At 33.8% G+C, this 16170-nt stretch carries 16 protein-coding genes; 8 read left to right on the forward strand and 8 right to left on the reverse strand.

Features of this window, described 5'->3' with window-relative positions; all coding sequences use genetic code 11:
• Positions 1–59 precede the first annotated feature (59 nt).
• The 4 genes from ACN0TY_RS02540 to ACN0TY_RS02555 all read right to left on the reverse strand — a co-directional run bounded on the left by ACN0TY_RS02540 (position 60) and on the right by ACN0TY_RS02555 (position 2664).
• The gene (locus ACN0TY_RS02540; protein WP_236957489.1) at positions 60–629 is read right to left on the reverse strand and encodes a uracil-DNA glycosylase family protein; all 570 of its coding nucleotides are present in this window, start codon (positions 627–629) and stop codon (positions 60–62) included.
• Positions 630–719: 90 nt separating this feature from the next.
• Complete coding sequence (gene rsmI, locus ACN0TY_RS02545; protein WP_417443239.1) at positions 720–1391, reverse strand: 16S rRNA (cytidine(1402)-2'-O)-methyltransferase; 672 nt, start codon at positions 1389–1391, stop codon at positions 720–722.
• Positions 1392–1538: 147 nt separating this feature from the next.
• Positions 1539–1910 (reverse strand): DoxX family protein, encoded by a 372-nt coding sequence (locus tag ACN0TY_RS02550; RefSeq protein WP_417443240.1) that lies wholly within the window; start codon positions 1908–1910, stop codon positions 1539–1541.
• Positions 1911–1971: 61 nt separating this feature from the next.
• A complete protein-coding gene (locus tag ACN0TY_RS02555; RefSeq protein ID WP_417443241.1) occupies positions 1972–2664 on the reverse strand; it encodes a hypothetical protein in 693 nt (230 codons plus the stop codon).
• Between the two features lie 277 nt (positions 2665–2941).
• Here ACN0TY_RS02555 and ACN0TY_RS02560 point away from each other — a divergent pair, with 277 nt between their 5' ends.
• From ACN0TY_RS02560 to ACN0TY_RS02590, 7 genes are all read left to right on the forward strand, one after another.
• Positions 2942–3625 carry a thymidine kinase gene (locus tag ACN0TY_RS02560; protein ID WP_417443242.1) on the forward strand — a complete coding sequence of 228 codons (684 nt, stop codon included), beginning with the start codon at positions 2942–2944 and terminating at the stop codon, positions 3623–3625.
• Complete coding sequence (alr, locus tag ACN0TY_RS02565; RefSeq protein WP_417443243.1) at positions 3591–4694, forward strand: alanine racemase; 1104 nt, start codon at positions 3591–3593, stop codon at positions 4692–4694. Before ACN0TY_RS02560 ends, alr begins: the two co-directional genes overlap by 35 nt.
• A gap of 218 nt (positions 4695–4912) precedes the next feature.
• Positions 4913–5335, forward strand: coding sequence for a large-conductance mechanosensitive channel protein MscL (gene mscL, locus ACN0TY_RS02570; protein WP_236957497.1), 423 nt, complete (start codon positions 4913–4915; stop codon positions 5333–5335).
• Positions 5336–5551: 216 nt separating this feature from the next.
• Complete coding sequence (locus ACN0TY_RS02575) at positions 5552–6541, forward strand: aspartate-semialdehyde dehydrogenase (RefSeq protein ID WP_417443244.1); 990 nt, start codon at positions 5552–5554, stop codon at positions 6539–6541.
• A 97-nt stretch (positions 6542–6638) separates the two neighbouring features.
• Entirely contained in the window at positions 6639–8801 is a 2163-nt protein-coding gene (locus ACN0TY_RS02580) for a prolyl oligopeptidase family serine peptidase (RefSeq protein WP_417443245.1), read from the forward strand.
• Between the two features lie 11 nt (positions 8802–8812).
• A complete protein-coding gene (locus tag ACN0TY_RS02585; protein ID WP_417443246.1) occupies positions 8813–10363 on the forward strand; it encodes a M20/M25/M40 family metallo-hydrolase in 1551 nt (516 codons plus the stop codon).
• A 145-nt stretch (positions 10364–10508) separates the two neighbouring features.
• Positions 10509–11462 (forward strand): ABC transporter ATP-binding protein, encoded by a 954-nt coding sequence (locus ACN0TY_RS02590; RefSeq protein ID WP_417443247.1) that lies wholly within the window; start codon positions 10509–10511, stop codon positions 11460–11462.
• A gap of 82 nt (positions 11463–11544) precedes the next feature.
• On the opposite strand, the gene ACN0TY_RS02595 is transcribed toward ACN0TY_RS02590, so the two are convergent.
• Together ACN0TY_RS02595 and ACN0TY_RS02600 are read right to left on the reverse strand one after the other, a co-directional pair.
• The gene (locus tag ACN0TY_RS02595; protein ID WP_417443248.1) at positions 11545–12087 is read right to left on the reverse strand and encodes a DUF5004 domain-containing protein; all 543 of its coding nucleotides are present in this window, start codon (positions 12085–12087) and stop codon (positions 11545–11547) included.
• A 123-nt stretch (positions 12088–12210) separates the two neighbouring features.
• Positions 12211–12669, reverse strand: a complete 459-nt coding sequence (locus ACN0TY_RS02600) for a GreA/GreB family elongation factor (RefSeq protein ID WP_262911712.1) — start codon at positions 12667–12669, stop codon at positions 12211–12213.
• Positions 12670–12823: 154 nt separating this feature from the next.
• Here ACN0TY_RS02600 and ACN0TY_RS02605 point away from each other — a divergent pair, with 154 nt between their 5' ends.
• Complete coding sequence (locus ACN0TY_RS02605; protein ID WP_417443249.1) at positions 12824–13807, forward strand: sterol desaturase family protein; 984 nt, start codon at positions 12824–12826, stop codon at positions 13805–13807.
• Positions 13808–13825: 18 nt separating this feature from the next.
• Here ACN0TY_RS02605 and ACN0TY_RS02610 read toward each other — a convergent pair whose 3' ends face one another.
• On the reverse strand, positions 13826–15028 hold the full coding sequence (locus ACN0TY_RS02610) for an Nramp family divalent metal transporter (protein WP_417443250.1): 1203 nt from the start codon (positions 15026–15028) through the stop codon (positions 13826–13828).
• Positions 15029–16132 carry a DUF2891 domain-containing protein gene (locus tag ACN0TY_RS02615; RefSeq protein WP_417443251.1) on the reverse strand — a complete coding sequence of 368 codons (1104 nt, stop codon included), beginning with the start codon at positions 16130–16132 and terminating at the stop codon, positions 15029–15031.
• Positions 16133–16170 lie beyond the last annotated feature (38 nt).

Genomic DNA, 16170 nt, shown 5'->3' on the forward strand with positions numbered 1-16170 from the left:
AAGTGAACTTCAAAAATACGCATTCTACTAAGAATACACTTTGTTTTTATAGCTGCTTCCTATAAAATTGTTTTTATTTTTTGCTGAAAAACGGGTAACACAGTGGCTTCAAACCACTTATTTTTTGCCATCCAAAAACGATTGGTAGGTGAAGGATGTGGAATTGGAAAAATCTCTGGAAGGAAATCATTATAGTTACGTACTGTTTCTGTAAGATTCTTATGAAACCTGTCTCCCAAATAATTTTTCTGAGCATACTGTCCAATTAATATTGTTAACGATACATTTTGCATCTCGCTCAATACTTTGTCATGCCATTGCGGTTTACATTCTGGCCTTGGAGGTAAATCTCCAGTCTTACCTTTGCCAGGGTAACAGAATCCCATTGGCATCACGGCAACTTTTTTAGTATTATAAAAATCTTCTTCGCTAATTCCCATCCAAGAACGGAGCTTTTTCCCACTTGCATCATCAAAATCTTTACCACTATTATGCGCTTTAATTCCTGGTGCCTGACCAATAATTAATATTTTGGCTTCTTTCGATACTCTAAGAATCGGTTTTGGAGGTAAAGGCAGAAAATCTACACAGACTTGACATTTACTTATTTCATGTAGCAGCTTTTCCATATCCCCAAGGTAAGCATATTATTTATTCTCCCAATGAGTTTAATACTAGGAGATTAAATCTAATCATGAAATTACCGTGTTTTTTGGCAACTATTTCTTTCCAGCAACCACCACAACAAACTCTCCTCTTGGTGCATTTTCTTCAAAATGTTGGATAAGCTCTTTTACGGTTCCCCTTATTGTTTCTTCATGTAGTTTTGTAATCTCTCTGGAAACGGAAGCCATTCTATCTTCTTCTAAATAAGTAGCAAAATCTTTTAAGGTTTTTAGAAGCTTGTGAGGAGATTCATAAAAAATCATAGTCCTTGTTTCTTCAGCTAAAAATTTAAGTCGTGTTTGACGTCCTTTTTTTACGGGTAAGAATCCTTCAAAAATAAATTTATCATTTGGGAGTCCGCTATTTACTAAAGCAGGCACAAAAGCTGTAGCTCCAGGCAAACAATCTACTTCAATACCTTTTTCAATACATGCTCTTGTCAAAAGAAAACCAGGATCGGAAATTGCAGGTGTTCCAGCATCACTAATTAAAGCTACTGTAGTTCCAGATAAAATTTTATCACAAATACCATCAACCGTTTTATGTTCATTATGCATATGATGACTTTGCATATGTGTCTGTACCTCCAAATGTTTTAAAAGCTTCCCACTGGTACGAGTGTCTTCAGCAAGAATAAGATCTGCTTCTTTAAGCACTCTAATAGCTCTCAATGTAATATCTTCTAAATTACCGATTGGTGTTGGAACAATATATAATTTGGACATAGCGAATCCTACAATGTAGATTTATAATTTACAAACACTCAGATTTAATATTGAGTGCCTTTGTTTCTTGTTTTTACATACTACACAAATTAGTGTTATGCTGTAAACGATTACAAAGGTAAAAAGGAATTAAAGAACAACCCTCTTTTAATTTTTTATTATCCATGGACGCACTTGCCTTCCTAAAAAATACGAAACCATTAAAAGCACCAATGCAATTATAGCTCCCATACCTTCGCCATCTCCTAATACATAATGGGTAATAAAAGCTAATACAAAATTAAAAAACAATCCTGCATATGCCCATTCTTTAATGGTTCCCTTTATATTCGAAAGGATTGCAATGACTCCTAATACTTTTCCTGTTATTAAGATGTAAATAAGGTATTCTGGATAGTTATAACTCGCTAGCATTCCTTGTACCATTTCAAACTTTGAAATGTACATATAAATAGCGTTCATTAATAATAAGGACAGCAGACCTGTGGAAACCCAATATAGTATTCTTTTAACTTTCATTTTTTTATAGATCGAATTAAAGACAAATAACGCACTATTGCAGTTGATTTTAAATGATAAATTACGAAAATTTGTTTTCTATAATTTCTAAAAAACGATTTTCATAGGCTTCTTTTCCTTCCCAATTATTATAGTCTGGTTTTATCATTGTAGTTATAAAACCTCTTGCATCCTCAAAAGTATCCATGGTACTTATTTGAGAAACTACTCTTATATAATCTTCATTGCTATTATTAAAAAGATGCTTTACAAATGCAAGTTTATCATTTAAACCTATTGCCAATCCAGATTTTAACTGATGATTTCTAGAACGCACTTTTTTCTCTACAACCGAAGTTTCTTTAATCTTTGGAGTCACCAAATCCATATCTCTTTTTACAAAAGTAGGATCGGGTGTAATTCCAGACAATAACTCTTCCAGAGATTCTGCTTCCGGCATTTCTTGAACAATATCCCGAATAGAATCTATAACGGGAGTCATTATAGCATCTTCATGTTCATTAGGGTTTGATTCCGGAACATCGGAATTTCCTTTTAAAACTGAATTTGCTAATACTTCAAACCTATCTGCAACTTCACTTTTTACATCAGAAGATTGGAGTTCTCCAAAATGATCTTCCACATATTTTAAAAGTGTAAGTTTTTCGTACAATTTTTGGGCATCCGACTGTAAAGCGGCTAAATCTCTTTTTCCATTCTGCCTTATTATTCGTTGGGATATACCTATTAATTCTGCTTCTAATTTCTTCTTCATAGTTAATATTATAATTTAAGTGCTGTCTTTCAACAGTAAGCACAAATTTTTATAATTATAGTTACTAAACACGCATAAAAGATAGCTATTTTTTTAATATTTTTCGGTGTAAATCCTTTTAAAAATAAAACTAAATGCGAGTAAGTAAATATAAAAAAACTTAATTTTTGTTGATATTATTTCTGCTTTCTTAAATCCAACTTTAAATATTTGCTTAAGTTTGTTTAGTTTTTCTAGAGAAGGGAATTCTTTCCTTCTCAGTATAGAAAATTACAAGATGTTTCTCGAAAATACAGTAAATCATAAAGAGCAATTTGGCTGGATAGAAGTCATCTGCGGATCGATGTTTTCCGGTAAAACCGAAGAATTGATTCGTAGGCTCAAACGCGCCCAATTTGCAAAGCAAAAAGTTGAGATTTTCAAACCTTCCGTAGATATTCGCTATGATGAAGATATGGTAGTTTCTCATGATTCTAATGAGATCCGTTCTACACCTGTTCCTGCTGCAGCGAATATCCGCTTATTAGCCGATGGTTGTGATGTAGTTGGTATCGACGAGGCACAGTTTTTTGATGATGAGATTATATCTGTATGTAACGATCTTGCCAATAAAGGAATTCGTGTGGTTGTTGCAGGATTAGATATGGATTTTAAAGGAAATCCCTTCGGTCCGATGCCTGCACTAATGGCTACTGCCGAGTATGTTACAAAAGTACATGCCATTTGTACACGTACAGGAAATCTTGCTAATTATAGTTTTAGAAAATCTACAAACGATAAATTAGTATTATTAGGGGAAACGGAAGAATATGAACCTTTAAGTAGAGCTGCTTTTTTTAAAGCAATGTTACGAGAAAAGGTACAAAAAATGGAAGTTAAAGACCCCGAAGAAATTATTTCTAAAGAAGCTGTAAATAACATTAAGGATGACAAACATTCAGGAGACAACATTGGAAATTAGTCTTCCAGCACTTACTAATAATTACAAATTTCTACGTTCAAAATTACAAGAAACTACCAAATTAATGGCGGTAGTAAAAGCATATGCCTACGGAAGTGATCCTGCAGAAGTAGCTTCTTTTTTAGAAAACTTAGGAGTAGATTATTTTGCCGTTGCTTATACCGATGAAGGGATAACTTTAAGAAAAGTAGGAGTTACTAAGCCAATTTTAGTGCTGCATCCGTTGCCTGTACATTTTAAAAAAATAATAGATTATAAATTAGAGCCTAGCATATATAGCTCTTATGTTTTAAATGCATTTTTAAAAGCTGCTGAAAAAGAACATGAGTATCCTGTACATCTTAAATTTAATACTGGATTAAATAGACTTGGTTTTACTTTGGATGAAGTCGATGCTATCACTGATACATTATCAGAAAATAAAGAACTTAAAATAGCTTCTATATTTTCCCATTTAGGGGCTTCAGAAGACCTTTCTGAAAAAGAGTTTACACTGAAACAGATTCATACTTTTAAAGAAATTGCCGAGAAATTACTTTCTAAACTGACTTACAAGCCAATGTTACATATTCTAAATACTTCAGGAATATTAAACTACGCTAAAATTGCAGAGTTTGATATGGTGAGAAGTGGAATTGGGCTCTACGGTTTTGGAAATGATGTTCGTTTTAACAAACACCTAACTCCTGTAATCTCTTTAAAAAGTGTCATCTCTCAGATTCACCATATTTCTGCAAATGAAAGTATAGGTTATAATAAAGGTCATATTGCAAAAACAAACATGAAAACAGCCACCATTCCGATTGGTCATGCAGATGGTATTGGAAGACAATACGGAAAGGGAAAAGCTTTTCTTACAGTAAATGGCGTTAAATGTCCAATTATAGGAAACGTTTGTATGGATATGCTAATGATAGATGTTTCTAATGTGGATTGTAATGAAGGAGACGAGGTTCTCGTTTTTGGAGAGCATCCCACTGCTAGTGAATTTGCTGCCACCGCAGGAACTATTTCTTATGAACTTATAACGGCAATTTCGCAACGTGTAAAACGAAAAATTATATTATAGTAGACCTCATTTAATTATAATCCTTACGCATCATAACTATAAAATGATTTAATACGAATTCATCATTACGGAGTAAATAAATTTGGAATGACTCAAGCAGACAAATACTTTGAATCATTTTTTAAATATTTTGATATTATTACCTAAAAAATCATCCGTTTAAAAACTATTAAAAAAATTTATATCTTTAAAAGATACTAATCAAGTAATCAAATAACATGGGATTTTTTAAAGATTTTAAGTCTTTCTTATTGAAGGGAGATATAGTAAACTTAGCCACTGCGGTAATTGTAGGTGGTGCATTCGGTAAAATAGTTACCTCCTTTACAAAAGATGTATTAATGCCACCAATAGGTATGCTCCTTGGAGGTGTGAAATTTACAGAGTTAAAATATGTACTAAAAGAAGCTGTTGTAAACGGAGACGAAGTCGTTTCTGAAGCTGTTACCATTAATTACGGAATTTTTATCCAAACTATTATGGATTTTATCATTATTGGTTTCTGTATTTTTATGATTCTAAAGGCTTACGAAAAGTCTAAAAAGAAAGAAGAGGAAGCTCCAGCAGCACCTGCAGGACCAACTCAAGAAGAGTTATTAGCTGAAATTAGAGACGAATTAAAAAGACAAAACACTAAATAATATTTCTTCTATTTCTATAAAAAGTAACAAGGATGCCACCTGCTTCTAAAGTAGGTGGTTTTTTAGTGACAATCTTAAATGTTATTTTTATAACAATCTGTTATATTTTTTTGAAGTTTTGCATTTTAGCTTGTACACATGTGAATATTAATTACTTTTGTCTTTCAGAATGAGAATTAATTAATCGGTTAATACACCATATTAATAAGATAGAAAATGAAAATAGCCGTTGTAGGAGCAACCGGAATGGTTGGAGAAGTAATGCTTAAAGTTTTAGAGGAACGCAATTTCCCTATTACAGAATTATTAGTTGTAGCATCAGAGAGATCAGTAGGAAAAGAACTTTCTTTTAAAGGAAAAACATATAAAGTAATCGGTTTACAGGATGCCGTTGCTGCAAAACCAGACATCGCTATTTTTTCAGCTGGTGGAGGAACATCTTTAGAATGGGCTCCAAAATTTGCTGAAGCAGGAATTACGGTAATCGATAATTCTTCAGCTTGGCGTATGGATCCAACAAAAAAATTAGTTGTTCCAGAGATCAATGCTAATGAGCTTACAAAAGAAGATAAAATTATTGCGAATCCAAATTGCTCTACTATTCAATTAGTAATGGCATTGGCTCCGTTACACAAACAATATAAAATGAAGCGTGTTATCGTTTCTACTTACCAATCTATTTCTGGTACAGGTGTAAAAGCTGTAAAACAATTAGAAAACGAATTGGCGGGTGTAGAAGGAGAAATGGCATATCCTTATCCTATCAATCAAAATGCATTACCTCATTGTGATGTTTTTGAAGAGAATGGATACACTAAAGAAGAAATGAAATTAGCTCGTGAACCGCAAAAAATATTAGGAGATAAATCTTTTGCTATCTCTGCAACAGCGGTAAGAATCCCTACTTCTGGAGGACATTCTGAATCAGTAAACGTACAATTCGAAAGCGATTTTACATTGGCAGACGTTCGAAGAATATTAAACGAAACTCCAGGAGTCGTAATTCAAGATAATCCTGATACAAACACTTATCCAATGCCAATCTACGCACATGATAAAGATGATGTTTTTGTAGGGAGAATCCGTAGAGATGAATCGCAGCCAAACACTATAAATATGTGGATTGTAGCAGATAACTTGCGTAAGGGTGCCGCTACAAATGCAGTACAGATCGCTGAGTATTTACTAGAAAATAAATTGGTGTAATTAGGATACCATAAAAATATGTTAAAAAAGCCCTTGATATTAAGCTATCAAGGGCTTTTTCTTTAAATTATCATCGCTAATTACTAATCTAAACATAATGAAGAAACTCATCACTTGTGTGGTGGTTGCAACAAGCATTTTAAGCTCGTGCGACACTACAGAAACTAAAAAAGATTTAACATTGAAATATCCCGCTACTAAAAAGGTAGATACCGTAAACACATATTTCGGTACAGAAGTAAAAGATCCATACCGCTGGCTTGAAGACGATCGCTCTGATGAAACTGCAGCATGGGTTAAAGATGAAAATGAAGTTACCTTCGGATACCTAGAAAAAATTCCATTTCGAGATCAGCTAAAACAACGTTTAGAGAAATTATGGAATTACGAAAAAATATCTGCTCCCTTTAAAGAAGGAGATTACACCTATTATTATAAAAATGACGGACTACAAAATCAATATGTAGTATACCGCAAAAAAGGAGACGACGGAACTGAAGAAGTATTTCTAGATCCTAATACTTTTTCTGAAGACGGAACAACCTCTTTAGGTGGATTGAGTTTTTCTAAAAGTGGAAAGCTAGCTGCTTATTCAATTTCTGAAGGAGGAAGCGATTGGAGGAAAGTAATTATAAAAGATGTAGAAACTAAAGAGATTGTTGAAGATACTATCGTTGATGTAAAATTTAGCGGACTCTCTTGGAAAGGAGACGAAGGTTTCTTTTATTCTAGTTACGATAAGCCAGAAGGAAGTGAACTTTCAGCAAAAACAGATCAGCACAAATTATACTATCATAAGTTAGGAACTTCCCAAAAAGAAGATCAGCTTATATTTGGGGGTACAGAAGCCGAAAAACACAGATATATTGGAGGAAATGTTACCGAAGACAATAATTACTTACTCATCAGCGCTTCAATTTCTACTTCTGGAAACAAATTGTTTATTAAAGATCTTACCAAAGACAATTCCCCTTTAGTACCGATTATAGAAACTACGGAAAGTGATACCTATGTAATCGAAAATGAAGGGTCTAAACTTTATTTAGTTACGAATTTAGACGCCCCTAATAAAAAGATAGTTACTGTTGATGCATCAAATCCAACTCCAGAAAATTGGGAGGATTTTATTCCTGAAACAGAACATGTTCTAAGTCCGAATACAGGAAGCGGTTACTTTTTTGCTGAATATATGGTGGACGCCGTTTCTCAAGTAAAACAATACGACTACGAAGGGAAATTAATCCGCGAAGTTAAGTTACCTGGACTCGGAAGTGTTGGTGGCTTCGGAAGTAAAAAAGAAGACAAAGTAATTTACTATTCTTTTACCAATTACAATACACCAGGAAGCACCTATACTTTTAATCCTGAAACTGGAGATTCAGAAGTTTATTGGACTCCAGAAATCGATTTTAATTCAGACGATTTCGAATCGAAACAGGTTTTTTATACTTCTAAAGACGGAACTAAAGTTCCTATGATTATCACCTACAAAAAAGGAATTGAGCTTAACGGTAAGAACCCAACGATTCTTTATGGTTACGGCGGATTCAATATTAGTTTAACACCATCCTTTAGCACGGCTATGGCTGTTTGGTTAGAGCAAGGTGGTGTGTATGCTGTTCCAAACCTTCGTGGAGGTGGAGAATATGGTAAAAAATGGCATGACGCAGGAACTAAACTTCAGAAGCAAAATGTTTTTGACGACTTTATTACAGCTGGAGAATATCTTATCAAAGAAAATTATACTTCATCAGATTATTTAGCAATACGTGGTGGATCTAATGGAGGTTTATTAGTTGGTGCAACTATGACACAGCGTCCAGATTTAATGAAAGTGGCATTGCCTGCGGTTGGTGTTTTAGACATGCTGCGTTATCATACTTTTACTGCTGGAGCCGGTTGGGCATATGATTATGGAACTGCAGAAGACAATCAAGAAATGTTTGAATACTTAAAACAATATTCACCTGTTCATAATGTAAAAGAAGGAACTAAATATCCTGCTACCCTTGTTACAACTGGTGATCATGACGATCGTGTGGTACCTGCTCATAGTTTTAAATTTGCCGCAGAATTACAAGAGAAACAAAGTGGAGAAAATCCTGTTCTTATAAGAATCGAAACCAATGCTGGACATGGAGCAGGAACTCCTGTAAGCAAAACAATCGATCAATATGCAGATATTTTTGGATTTACTCTTTATAATATGGGTTATGAAGAATTACCAAATAAAGCTGCATTAAAAGAATTTAAAAAATAAATATATAGAACGTGATTAAAAAAATAAATCTATTATCTGCATTCTTTATAATTACTAGCGTTTTACACGCACAAACTGATAAAGAAGTTATTGATAAAATTGTAAATGAAGCTTCTCAAAATTCGCAATTAAAAGAACTAGCCTACGAACTTATGGACGGTATTGGTCCGCGTTTAGTAGGGACTCCACAGATGCAAGAAGCACACGATTGGGCTATTAAAAAGTTTGATTCTTGGGGAATTTCTGCTGAGAACGAAAAATGGGGAGAATGGAAAGCTTGGGAACGAGGAATTACACATATCGACATGGTATATCCTCGTGTAAAATCTATTGAAGGAATGCAATTGGCATGGAATCCAGGAACTTCTAGTAAAGGTGTTACTGCGGAATTAGTAGTGCTCCCTTCTGTTAAAGATTCGCTAGCTTTTGATAAATGGTTAAAGTCTGTTAAAGGTAAAATTGTAATGGTTTCTATGAACCAAATTACAGGAAGACCAGATGATAACTGGGAAGAATATGCAACACCAGAATCTTTCGAGAAAATGAAAGCGGAGCGAGATGCTTTAGAAGAGGCTTGGCAAACTAATATGAGAAACTCGGGCTATACTTCTAGAACACTTCCTGAAGCATTAGAGAAAGCAGGTGCTGTAGGAATAGTGCAATCGTATTGGTCTAAAGGCTTTGGAGTAAATAAAATTTTTAGCGCTCGAACTAAAAAAATTCCAATGGTAGATGTTGCTCTTGAAGATTACGGAATGCTATACAGAATGGTAGAACACGGAGCAAAACCTCAACTTAAAATTGTAGCTGAAGCTAAAGATCTTGGCGTAGCTCCTACCTTTAATACTATCGCAACAATTAAAGGAACCGAAAAACCTGATGAATATGTTATTCTTTCTGCACATTTCGATTCTTGGGATGGAGGAACTGGTGCAACAGATAACGGAACAGGAACTATAACAATGATGGAAACAGCAAGAATCTTAAAGAAACTGTATCCTAACCCAAAACGAACTATAATTATTGGTCTTTGGGGAAGTGAAGAGCAAGGTTTAAATGGTTCTCGTTCTTTTGTAGAAGACCATCCAGAAATAGTAAAAAATGTACAAGCTGTATTTAATCAAGATAACGGAACTGGAAGAGTTGTTAACCTTTCCGGGCAAGGTTTTTTACATTCTTATGAGTATTTAGGAAAGTGGCTTAAAGCAGTTCCTAAAGATGTTACAAAACATATCGATACACATTTTCCTGGAACTCCGTCTAGAGGAGGCTCCGATTATGCATCTTTTGTAGCTGCTGGTGCTCCTGCTTTTTCATTAAGCTCATTAAGTTGGTCGTATTGGAATTATACATGGCATACCAACAGAGATACTTATGATAAAATTGTTTTTGATGATGTTCAAAATAATGTTATTCTAACTGCTATTTTAACTTATATGGCTAGTGAAGATCCAGAAAAAACATCAACAGAAAAAAGTGTTTTACCAATTGATGATAAAACTGGAACTCCAAGAGAATGGCCTTCTCAAAAAGAGCCAACTAGAAAAGGTGGTTTAGATTAAACAATACCATTTTTAGAATAAAAAAAGGTTTATTAAAGAGATCATATTTAGATTTTTTTAATAAACCTTCTTTTTTATACAATCCTTCCTTCTTTAAGCTACACCTCTTTATTCTACTTCTTATATTTGCTAAAACCTAATATCTATGCTCGAAGTAAAAAAGGTATCCTTTCAATATCACGAAACTCCTATTTTAAAAAATATAAACTTTACTTTACAAAAGGGAGAACACTTATCTATTATTGGGGAAAGTGGCTCTGGAAAAAGTACTCTATTAAAGATTATATATGGACTTTATCATTTAGAGAAAGGAAAACTCTTTTGGAATAAAACGCCAATGTTAGGACCTAATTATAACATTGTTCCTGGAGAGCCTTTTATTAAATATGTAGCCCAAGATTACGATCTTATGCCTTTTATTACTGTGGAAGAAAATATAGGGAAGTTCCTATCTAATTTTTATCCTCGGAAGAAGAAAAAAAGGATTGCAGAGCTTTTAGAACTTGTTGGTATGACAGCATATGCTAAGATCAAACCAACAGAATTAAGTGGCGGACAACAACAGCGCGTTGCCTTGGCAAAAGCTTTAGCAAGAGAACCTGAATTGCTTTTATTAGACGAGCCTTTTAGTAACATTGATAATTTTAAGAAAAATCAGTTAAGGCGTGATATTTTTGGATACTTAAAGCAAGAAAACATCAGCTGTATTACTGCCACTCACGATAATACCGACAGCCTCTCTTATGCGGATATTACAATGGTTTTAAAGCAAGGGAAATGCATTGCGTTAGACAATCCTGAAACGCTTTATAAAACGCCTAAAAATAAATATGTAGCCTCTCTCTTCGGAGAAGTAAATGTGCTTCCTCTGAATTTATTTTCCAAGGAGGAAACAAGTAGTAAGAAAGTTTTATTATATCCACATCAATTGGAAGTAACTAATGCTTCAGCAATAAAAGTAAAGGTTAAAAAATCATATTTTCAGGGAACTCACTATTTAATAGAAGGTATTAGAAATAGAAAAACGATCCTTTTTAATCACACAAAAGAAATTCCAGTAGATAAGGAAGTAAATATTAAAGCAGTTTACGAGTTTTAGAAGAATTGAAAAATCAATAAAAAAGCCGACATTTAAAACTTATTAAATGTCGGCTTTTAACCTAAAACTTACTTATATTTTCTTAGTTAGCAGGCTCTATTTCCGCTAGCTTTTGAGAGTACGTGTACGTAACAACAATTTGAATTTGCTGTCCGCTTGCATCTGTTGCAATCCCAGAAGTTTGAACTGTATATTCTGTTTCTTCTGCATTGAACTCAAGAGTTTGAATCGACTCATAACAGTTTGTAACAAGACCAAGCGTTGTTCCTCCAAGCTTCCAACTTCCAGAGAAATCTTCAGTAGCTTCACAATCTTCAACTACACCCCCTTGCTCATATGTATAAGTTCTATCAGAATTAAAAGTGTACACTATATCATTCTGACATTCTGTTTGTTGAGCATAAATATCTGTACTTGGGTTGTCTTCCTCATCATCAGTTAAATCGATCTCTTCATCAGATGTTATTCCTGTTAACTCCCAACTTCCTACAAAAGTAGTCTCTTCATCAGAAAGAGCTCCTGTGTAATCTGGTGTACAACTTACAGTATCGTCGTCATCACAACTAATAAATAATCCTGTTAGCGCTACAAATAATGATGCAGCAATTAATTTTCTTGTTTTCATTAAGGTTTTTGCTTTTATGTTATGCTATATATAATAGAAGCAAAGCTTAAGAAATGGTTGCGTGGAAGATTGTTAATTTTTTAAACTAATAGAATGATTAAGGAAAGTTCACTTAGAATTCTACTAATAAATAGCTTGAATTTTTATATTGGAAGTTTGAAAAGTAACCTCATCATCAATCCCTTTTCCTAATAAAAGCTTTCCGATTGGAGACTGTGCAGAAATACAATATACATCTGTATTATCTATGGTTATCTGACCTAAAGAAACGGATATAAAGTAGTTAACGACATTTGTTTGCACCAAGCTTCCCATTTTTACGGCTTTTTCTGCTGAAGTATTCCCGAAATTAATTCTCGAAAATGCATGATGCATCATCTCAACTTCTCGCAAGCGGTTGCCAGCTTTCTCTCTTTCCAACTGAAGCATAGCACGCCCTGTTTCATGCTTATCTCCAGCACTGCTTTTAGTTTCGGAAGCAAAAGATTCTTCTATAGTTGCAATTGCCTTTTGAACTTGATACAACCGTTCATTTAAAAGTTCTTGGCATTTATTTACTAACTGCTCTTTAATGCTTTTCATTATAAGAATTTATTCAAAGATAAGGGAACATAGGCATATTATAAACACTATATAACTATCAAAGCTCTACAACAAAATTTTCCTCTCTTAAAACTGTAGAATTATTACTATATTCAATATCTTTAAAACTACACCGCCAAAACTAATTTATAAAATGGAATTCTTACAAACTCTTTACCAGGAGATTATAAACTTTCTTGGAGTTACGCAAGCATGGGAAATTCTCCGAGAAGGTAATTACGAAGCTCTTAAAACATACAAAGGATTTACGGCTTTTATACATCCTATTATTCCCATTCTAATAATTTTAGAATTTATACTTGGGCTAATCTATAAAAAACCACAAACAAAAGTATACAAAGTAAATTTCCTAATCTATGTTTTCAATCGTATAATAGGGAGATTTATAGCCATTGCTATGGTTACACTCATTATAGGGAGTTTACAAAAATATGCTCCTTTCCAAACCTCCCTTACATGGTATTGGTTTATATATGGATATGTAGTTTGGGAATTCGGTCACTTTTTATATCATTATTGGGGACATAAAGTACGGTTATTTTGGTGCTTACATTCTACACATCATGCTCCAGAAAACATGAATCTTTCTGTTACTCATGCGCATTTTTTCTTAGAAGCTCCATATGCAGATGCTATACGTACAACCGTATGTATTCTTGCTGGAGTACAACCAGAAATGCTATTAATAATTATGCTTATAGATGGAACATATGGAGCTTTTATTCATATTGGAGAGAATTTATTAAAAGACGGTAGACTTGGTTTTTTAAACAATATTATCTTAACACCATCTCACCATCGGGTACACCACGCTAGAAATCCTTTATACATGGACACCAATTTCTGTAATCTTTTAAACATATGGGATAAAGCCTTTGGAACATTTCAAAATGAAGAAAAGGAGGTTAAAATTGAGTATGGAATAACTAGAGAAATGGATTCAGGCAACTTTGTTGATGTTTACTTTGGAGAAATTATTGCACTTTGCAAGGATATTTATAAAGCTCCAGGGATTAAAAATAAAATTTTGTATATCGTAATGCCACCAGGTTGGAGCCACTCTGGAGAGCATAAAACAGCAAAAATAGCAAGAGAAGCTTATTTAAATAACAAGTAAAAGTTCTTATAAATGGGCTTAGTTAAAAATATGAATCCCAATTACTTTTAAAACACTCAATATTCCAAGTCCTAATGTTAGTAATACAATTATGAGTCCCAATACATTTTGAAAAAAGGTATTCTTATATGATTTTAAAATAGAGGTTCTATTAACTGCCCAAAGTAAAAAAACTGCAATTATTGGTAGTAAAATTCCGTTTGAAATTTGTGCTATCTTTATAACTTCAATTGGCTTGATTCCGAATGACATAAAAATAACTCCTAGAATTACAATAAACATCCAAACGGATTTAAAGCGTTTATCTTTCATAGAAGCATTCCATCCAAAGCAACTATTAGCAACAAAAGCAGCCGCTAAAGGAGCCGTAATTGCAGAAGTTAATCCTGCTGCAAAAAGACCAATTCCCATAAAATATTTAGCACTATTTCCATAAATAGGCTCTAAGCCTTTTGCTAAATCTAATACATTTTCTATCTGTAAATTTTGTGTTTTAGCCGCAGTAATCATTATAGCTATAGAAACCATTCCTCCCAAAGAAATAGCAAGGAAGGTATCTCTCCGAGCATATTTTAAATCGCTCGCTAAATGCCATTTTTTACTCACCAATGAAGCGTGTAAAAACAAATTGTAAGGTACAATAGTCGTTCCAACCAAAGAAATTATAGTCAAGAGGCTGTCTTTAGGAGCTTTTGGAACGAAGAGTCCGTTAATAATATCCATTATATTTGGCTTGGTAACTATTGCTGTTAGCATAAATGATATACTCATTAATAACACTAAAGAAACTAGAATTTTTTCTATCGATTTATAGTTCCCTATATAAAGAAATACAAACGCTAAAATTCCAATTATTAACGGGTAAAAACTTGTATAAGTAGTTCCAAATAATGCTTGAAGACCTAATGTTGCCCCACCGATATTTCCGCCTTCATAAGCAGCATTTCCAATAACAATAGCTCCTAAAATTAAAGCTATAACCAACCATTTTAACCAAGGTTTTTCGATTTCTGTGGCCACCACATCTCCCAATCCCTTTTGAGTGATGATTCCTATTCTTGCGGCCATTTCTTGTAGAATTATGGTTGCTACAATAGAGAATAGCATTGCCCATAATAGCGAAAAACCAAAAGTATTTCCAGCCAACATACAAGCCGTAACTGTTCCAGGCCCAATAAATGCCGCTGCAACCAAAACTCCAGGACCTATTCTTTTAAACATCTATTCGCTTACATGGTTTAAAGAATACAATGCAAAAGTTCCTAACCAATGCGTTCCGCTATAATTATCATCTACAATATTTGGAAGCGAATAATTTATATGCTGATTTGCAATGTTTTTTAAATGCGAATATTCTGGTAAACTCTCTGCAATACCATAAAGACACCAAGCACGACTAAAGTTCAAACCATCTAAATGAACTAATTTACCATCTGCTCTGTCGCCAACTTTACCTGGTTCTAATTCGAAGTTTTTATCAGCTAATTGAGGTAGGAAATTATCAATCCATATTTTAAAATCGTCCTTGTTATATACTTTTCTTACCAAGTTTGCTTCCTCTAAACATGGGGAAAGAAAATCATGACCACTAGGCTCCCAAGTAATCGGACAATCAACATCACCTTTATAAAAACGATTTACAGTTTCTGTAATACTTTGCTTGAATTGATTATTTCCAAGCGTGTTTGCATAATCCCAAGCCAAAGACAATCCGAAGGCAGTATTAGCATGCTCTCCAACGCGAATTGGATAATTTAATTTTGGCAGAAATGTTATATAAGCATTTACAATATAATCTGTAAGTGGTTGTAAATTTGCCTCTAGTTCTTTTGCCATAGGATCATTCCAATTATGTAACTCTTCAACAAGTTTTAGCGTCCATGCCCAACCATAAGTACGCTCAAAAGAAGCGTTCCCTTTCATCTTAAAATAGGCAACCTCAGCTTCTATATTCTCTTTAGAGATATTTGCTTTTAACTTCTCTCGGATAGAAGATGCATTTTCTAAATTAGGAAACTGCTTAAGAAGCGAAATAAGCGACCAATGTCCATGAACTGAAGAATGCCAATCGAAGCATCCATAAAAGGCAGGGTGCAACTTCTTTGGTGTTGCTAAATGTGTACTATCTTCTAAAGTTTGATTTAGCTTATTAGGAAACTCAGTTTGCATACATTCCAAAGGTAAAGAAGCAAGTCTATTTGCTTCTTCTATATTTAAAACAGGCGTAGGTGCAGTTTCTATAGTTGTTTTTTCTGAAGTCTTAGCATCTTTACAAGCAACCGTAAACGCAAGTATAATTAAAAGACAAAAGAGTGGTTTTTTCATTTTAAAAGATTTCATTATAAACTGTTGATTAGTGTCAT

This window comes from Joostella sp. (genome assembly GCF_048266025.1).
In the GTDB taxonomy this organism is placed as follows: Bacteria; Bacteroidota; Bacteroidia; order Flavobacteriales; family Flavobacteriaceae; genus Galbibacter; species Galbibacter atrarenae.

Excerpts from the sequence above, each read along its gene's own strand:
- ACN0TY_RS02540 (WP_236957489.1), bottom strand. The coding sequence starts at position 629 with ATGGAAAAGCTGCTACATGAAATAAGTAAATGTCAAGTCTGTGTAGAT.
- rsmI (WP_417443239.1), bottom strand. The coding sequence starts at position 1,391 with ATGTCCAAATTATATATTGTTCCAACACCAATCGGTAATTTAGAAGAT.
- ACN0TY_RS02550 (WP_417443240.1), bottom strand. The coding sequence starts at position 1,910 with ATGAAAGTTAAAAGAATACTATATTGGGTTTCCACAGGTCTGCTGTCC.
- ACN0TY_RS02555 (WP_417443241.1), bottom strand. The coding sequence starts at position 2,664 with ATGAAGAAGAAATTAGAAGCAGAATTAATAGGTATATCCCAACGAATA.
- ACN0TY_RS02560 (WP_417443242.1), top strand. The coding sequence starts at position 2,942 with ATGTTTCTCGAAAATACAGTAAATCATAAAGAGCAATTTGGCTGGATA.
- alr (WP_417443243.1), top strand. The coding sequence starts at position 3,591 with ATGACAAACATTCAGGAGACAACATTGGAAATTAGTCTTCCAGCACTT.
- mscL (WP_236957497.1), top strand. The coding sequence starts at position 4,913 with ATGGGATTTTTTAAAGATTTTAAGTCTTTCTTATTGAAGGGAGATATA.
- ACN0TY_RS02575 (WP_417443244.1), top strand. The coding sequence starts at position 5,552 with ATGAAAATAGCCGTTGTAGGAGCAACCGGAATGGTTGGAGAAGTAATG.
- ACN0TY_RS02580 (WP_417443245.1), top strand. The coding sequence starts at position 6,639 with ATGAAGAAACTCATCACTTGTGTGGTGGTTGCAACAAGCATTTTAAGC.
- ACN0TY_RS02590 (WP_417443247.1), top strand. The coding sequence starts at position 10,509 with ATGCTCGAAGTAAAAAAGGTATCCTTTCAATATCACGAAACTCCTATT.
- ACN0TY_RS02595 (WP_417443248.1), bottom strand. The coding sequence starts at position 12,087 with ATGAAAACAAGAAAATTAATTGCTGCATCATTATTTGTAGCGCTAACA.
- ACN0TY_RS02600 (WP_262911712.1), bottom strand. The coding sequence starts at position 12,669 with ATGAAAAGCATTAAAGAGCAGTTAGTAAATAAATGCCAAGAACTTTTA.
- ACN0TY_RS02605 (WP_417443249.1), top strand. The coding sequence starts at position 12,824 with ATGGAATTCTTACAAACTCTTTACCAGGAGATTATAAACTTTCTTGGA.
- ACN0TY_RS02610 (WP_417443250.1), bottom strand. The coding sequence starts at position 15,028 with ATGTTTAAAAGAATAGGTCCTGGAGTTTTGGTTGCAGCGGCATTTATT.
- ACN0TY_RS02615 (WP_417443251.1), bottom strand. The coding sequence starts at position 16,132 with ATGAAAAAACCACTCTTTTGTCTTTTAATTATACTTGCGTTTACGGTT.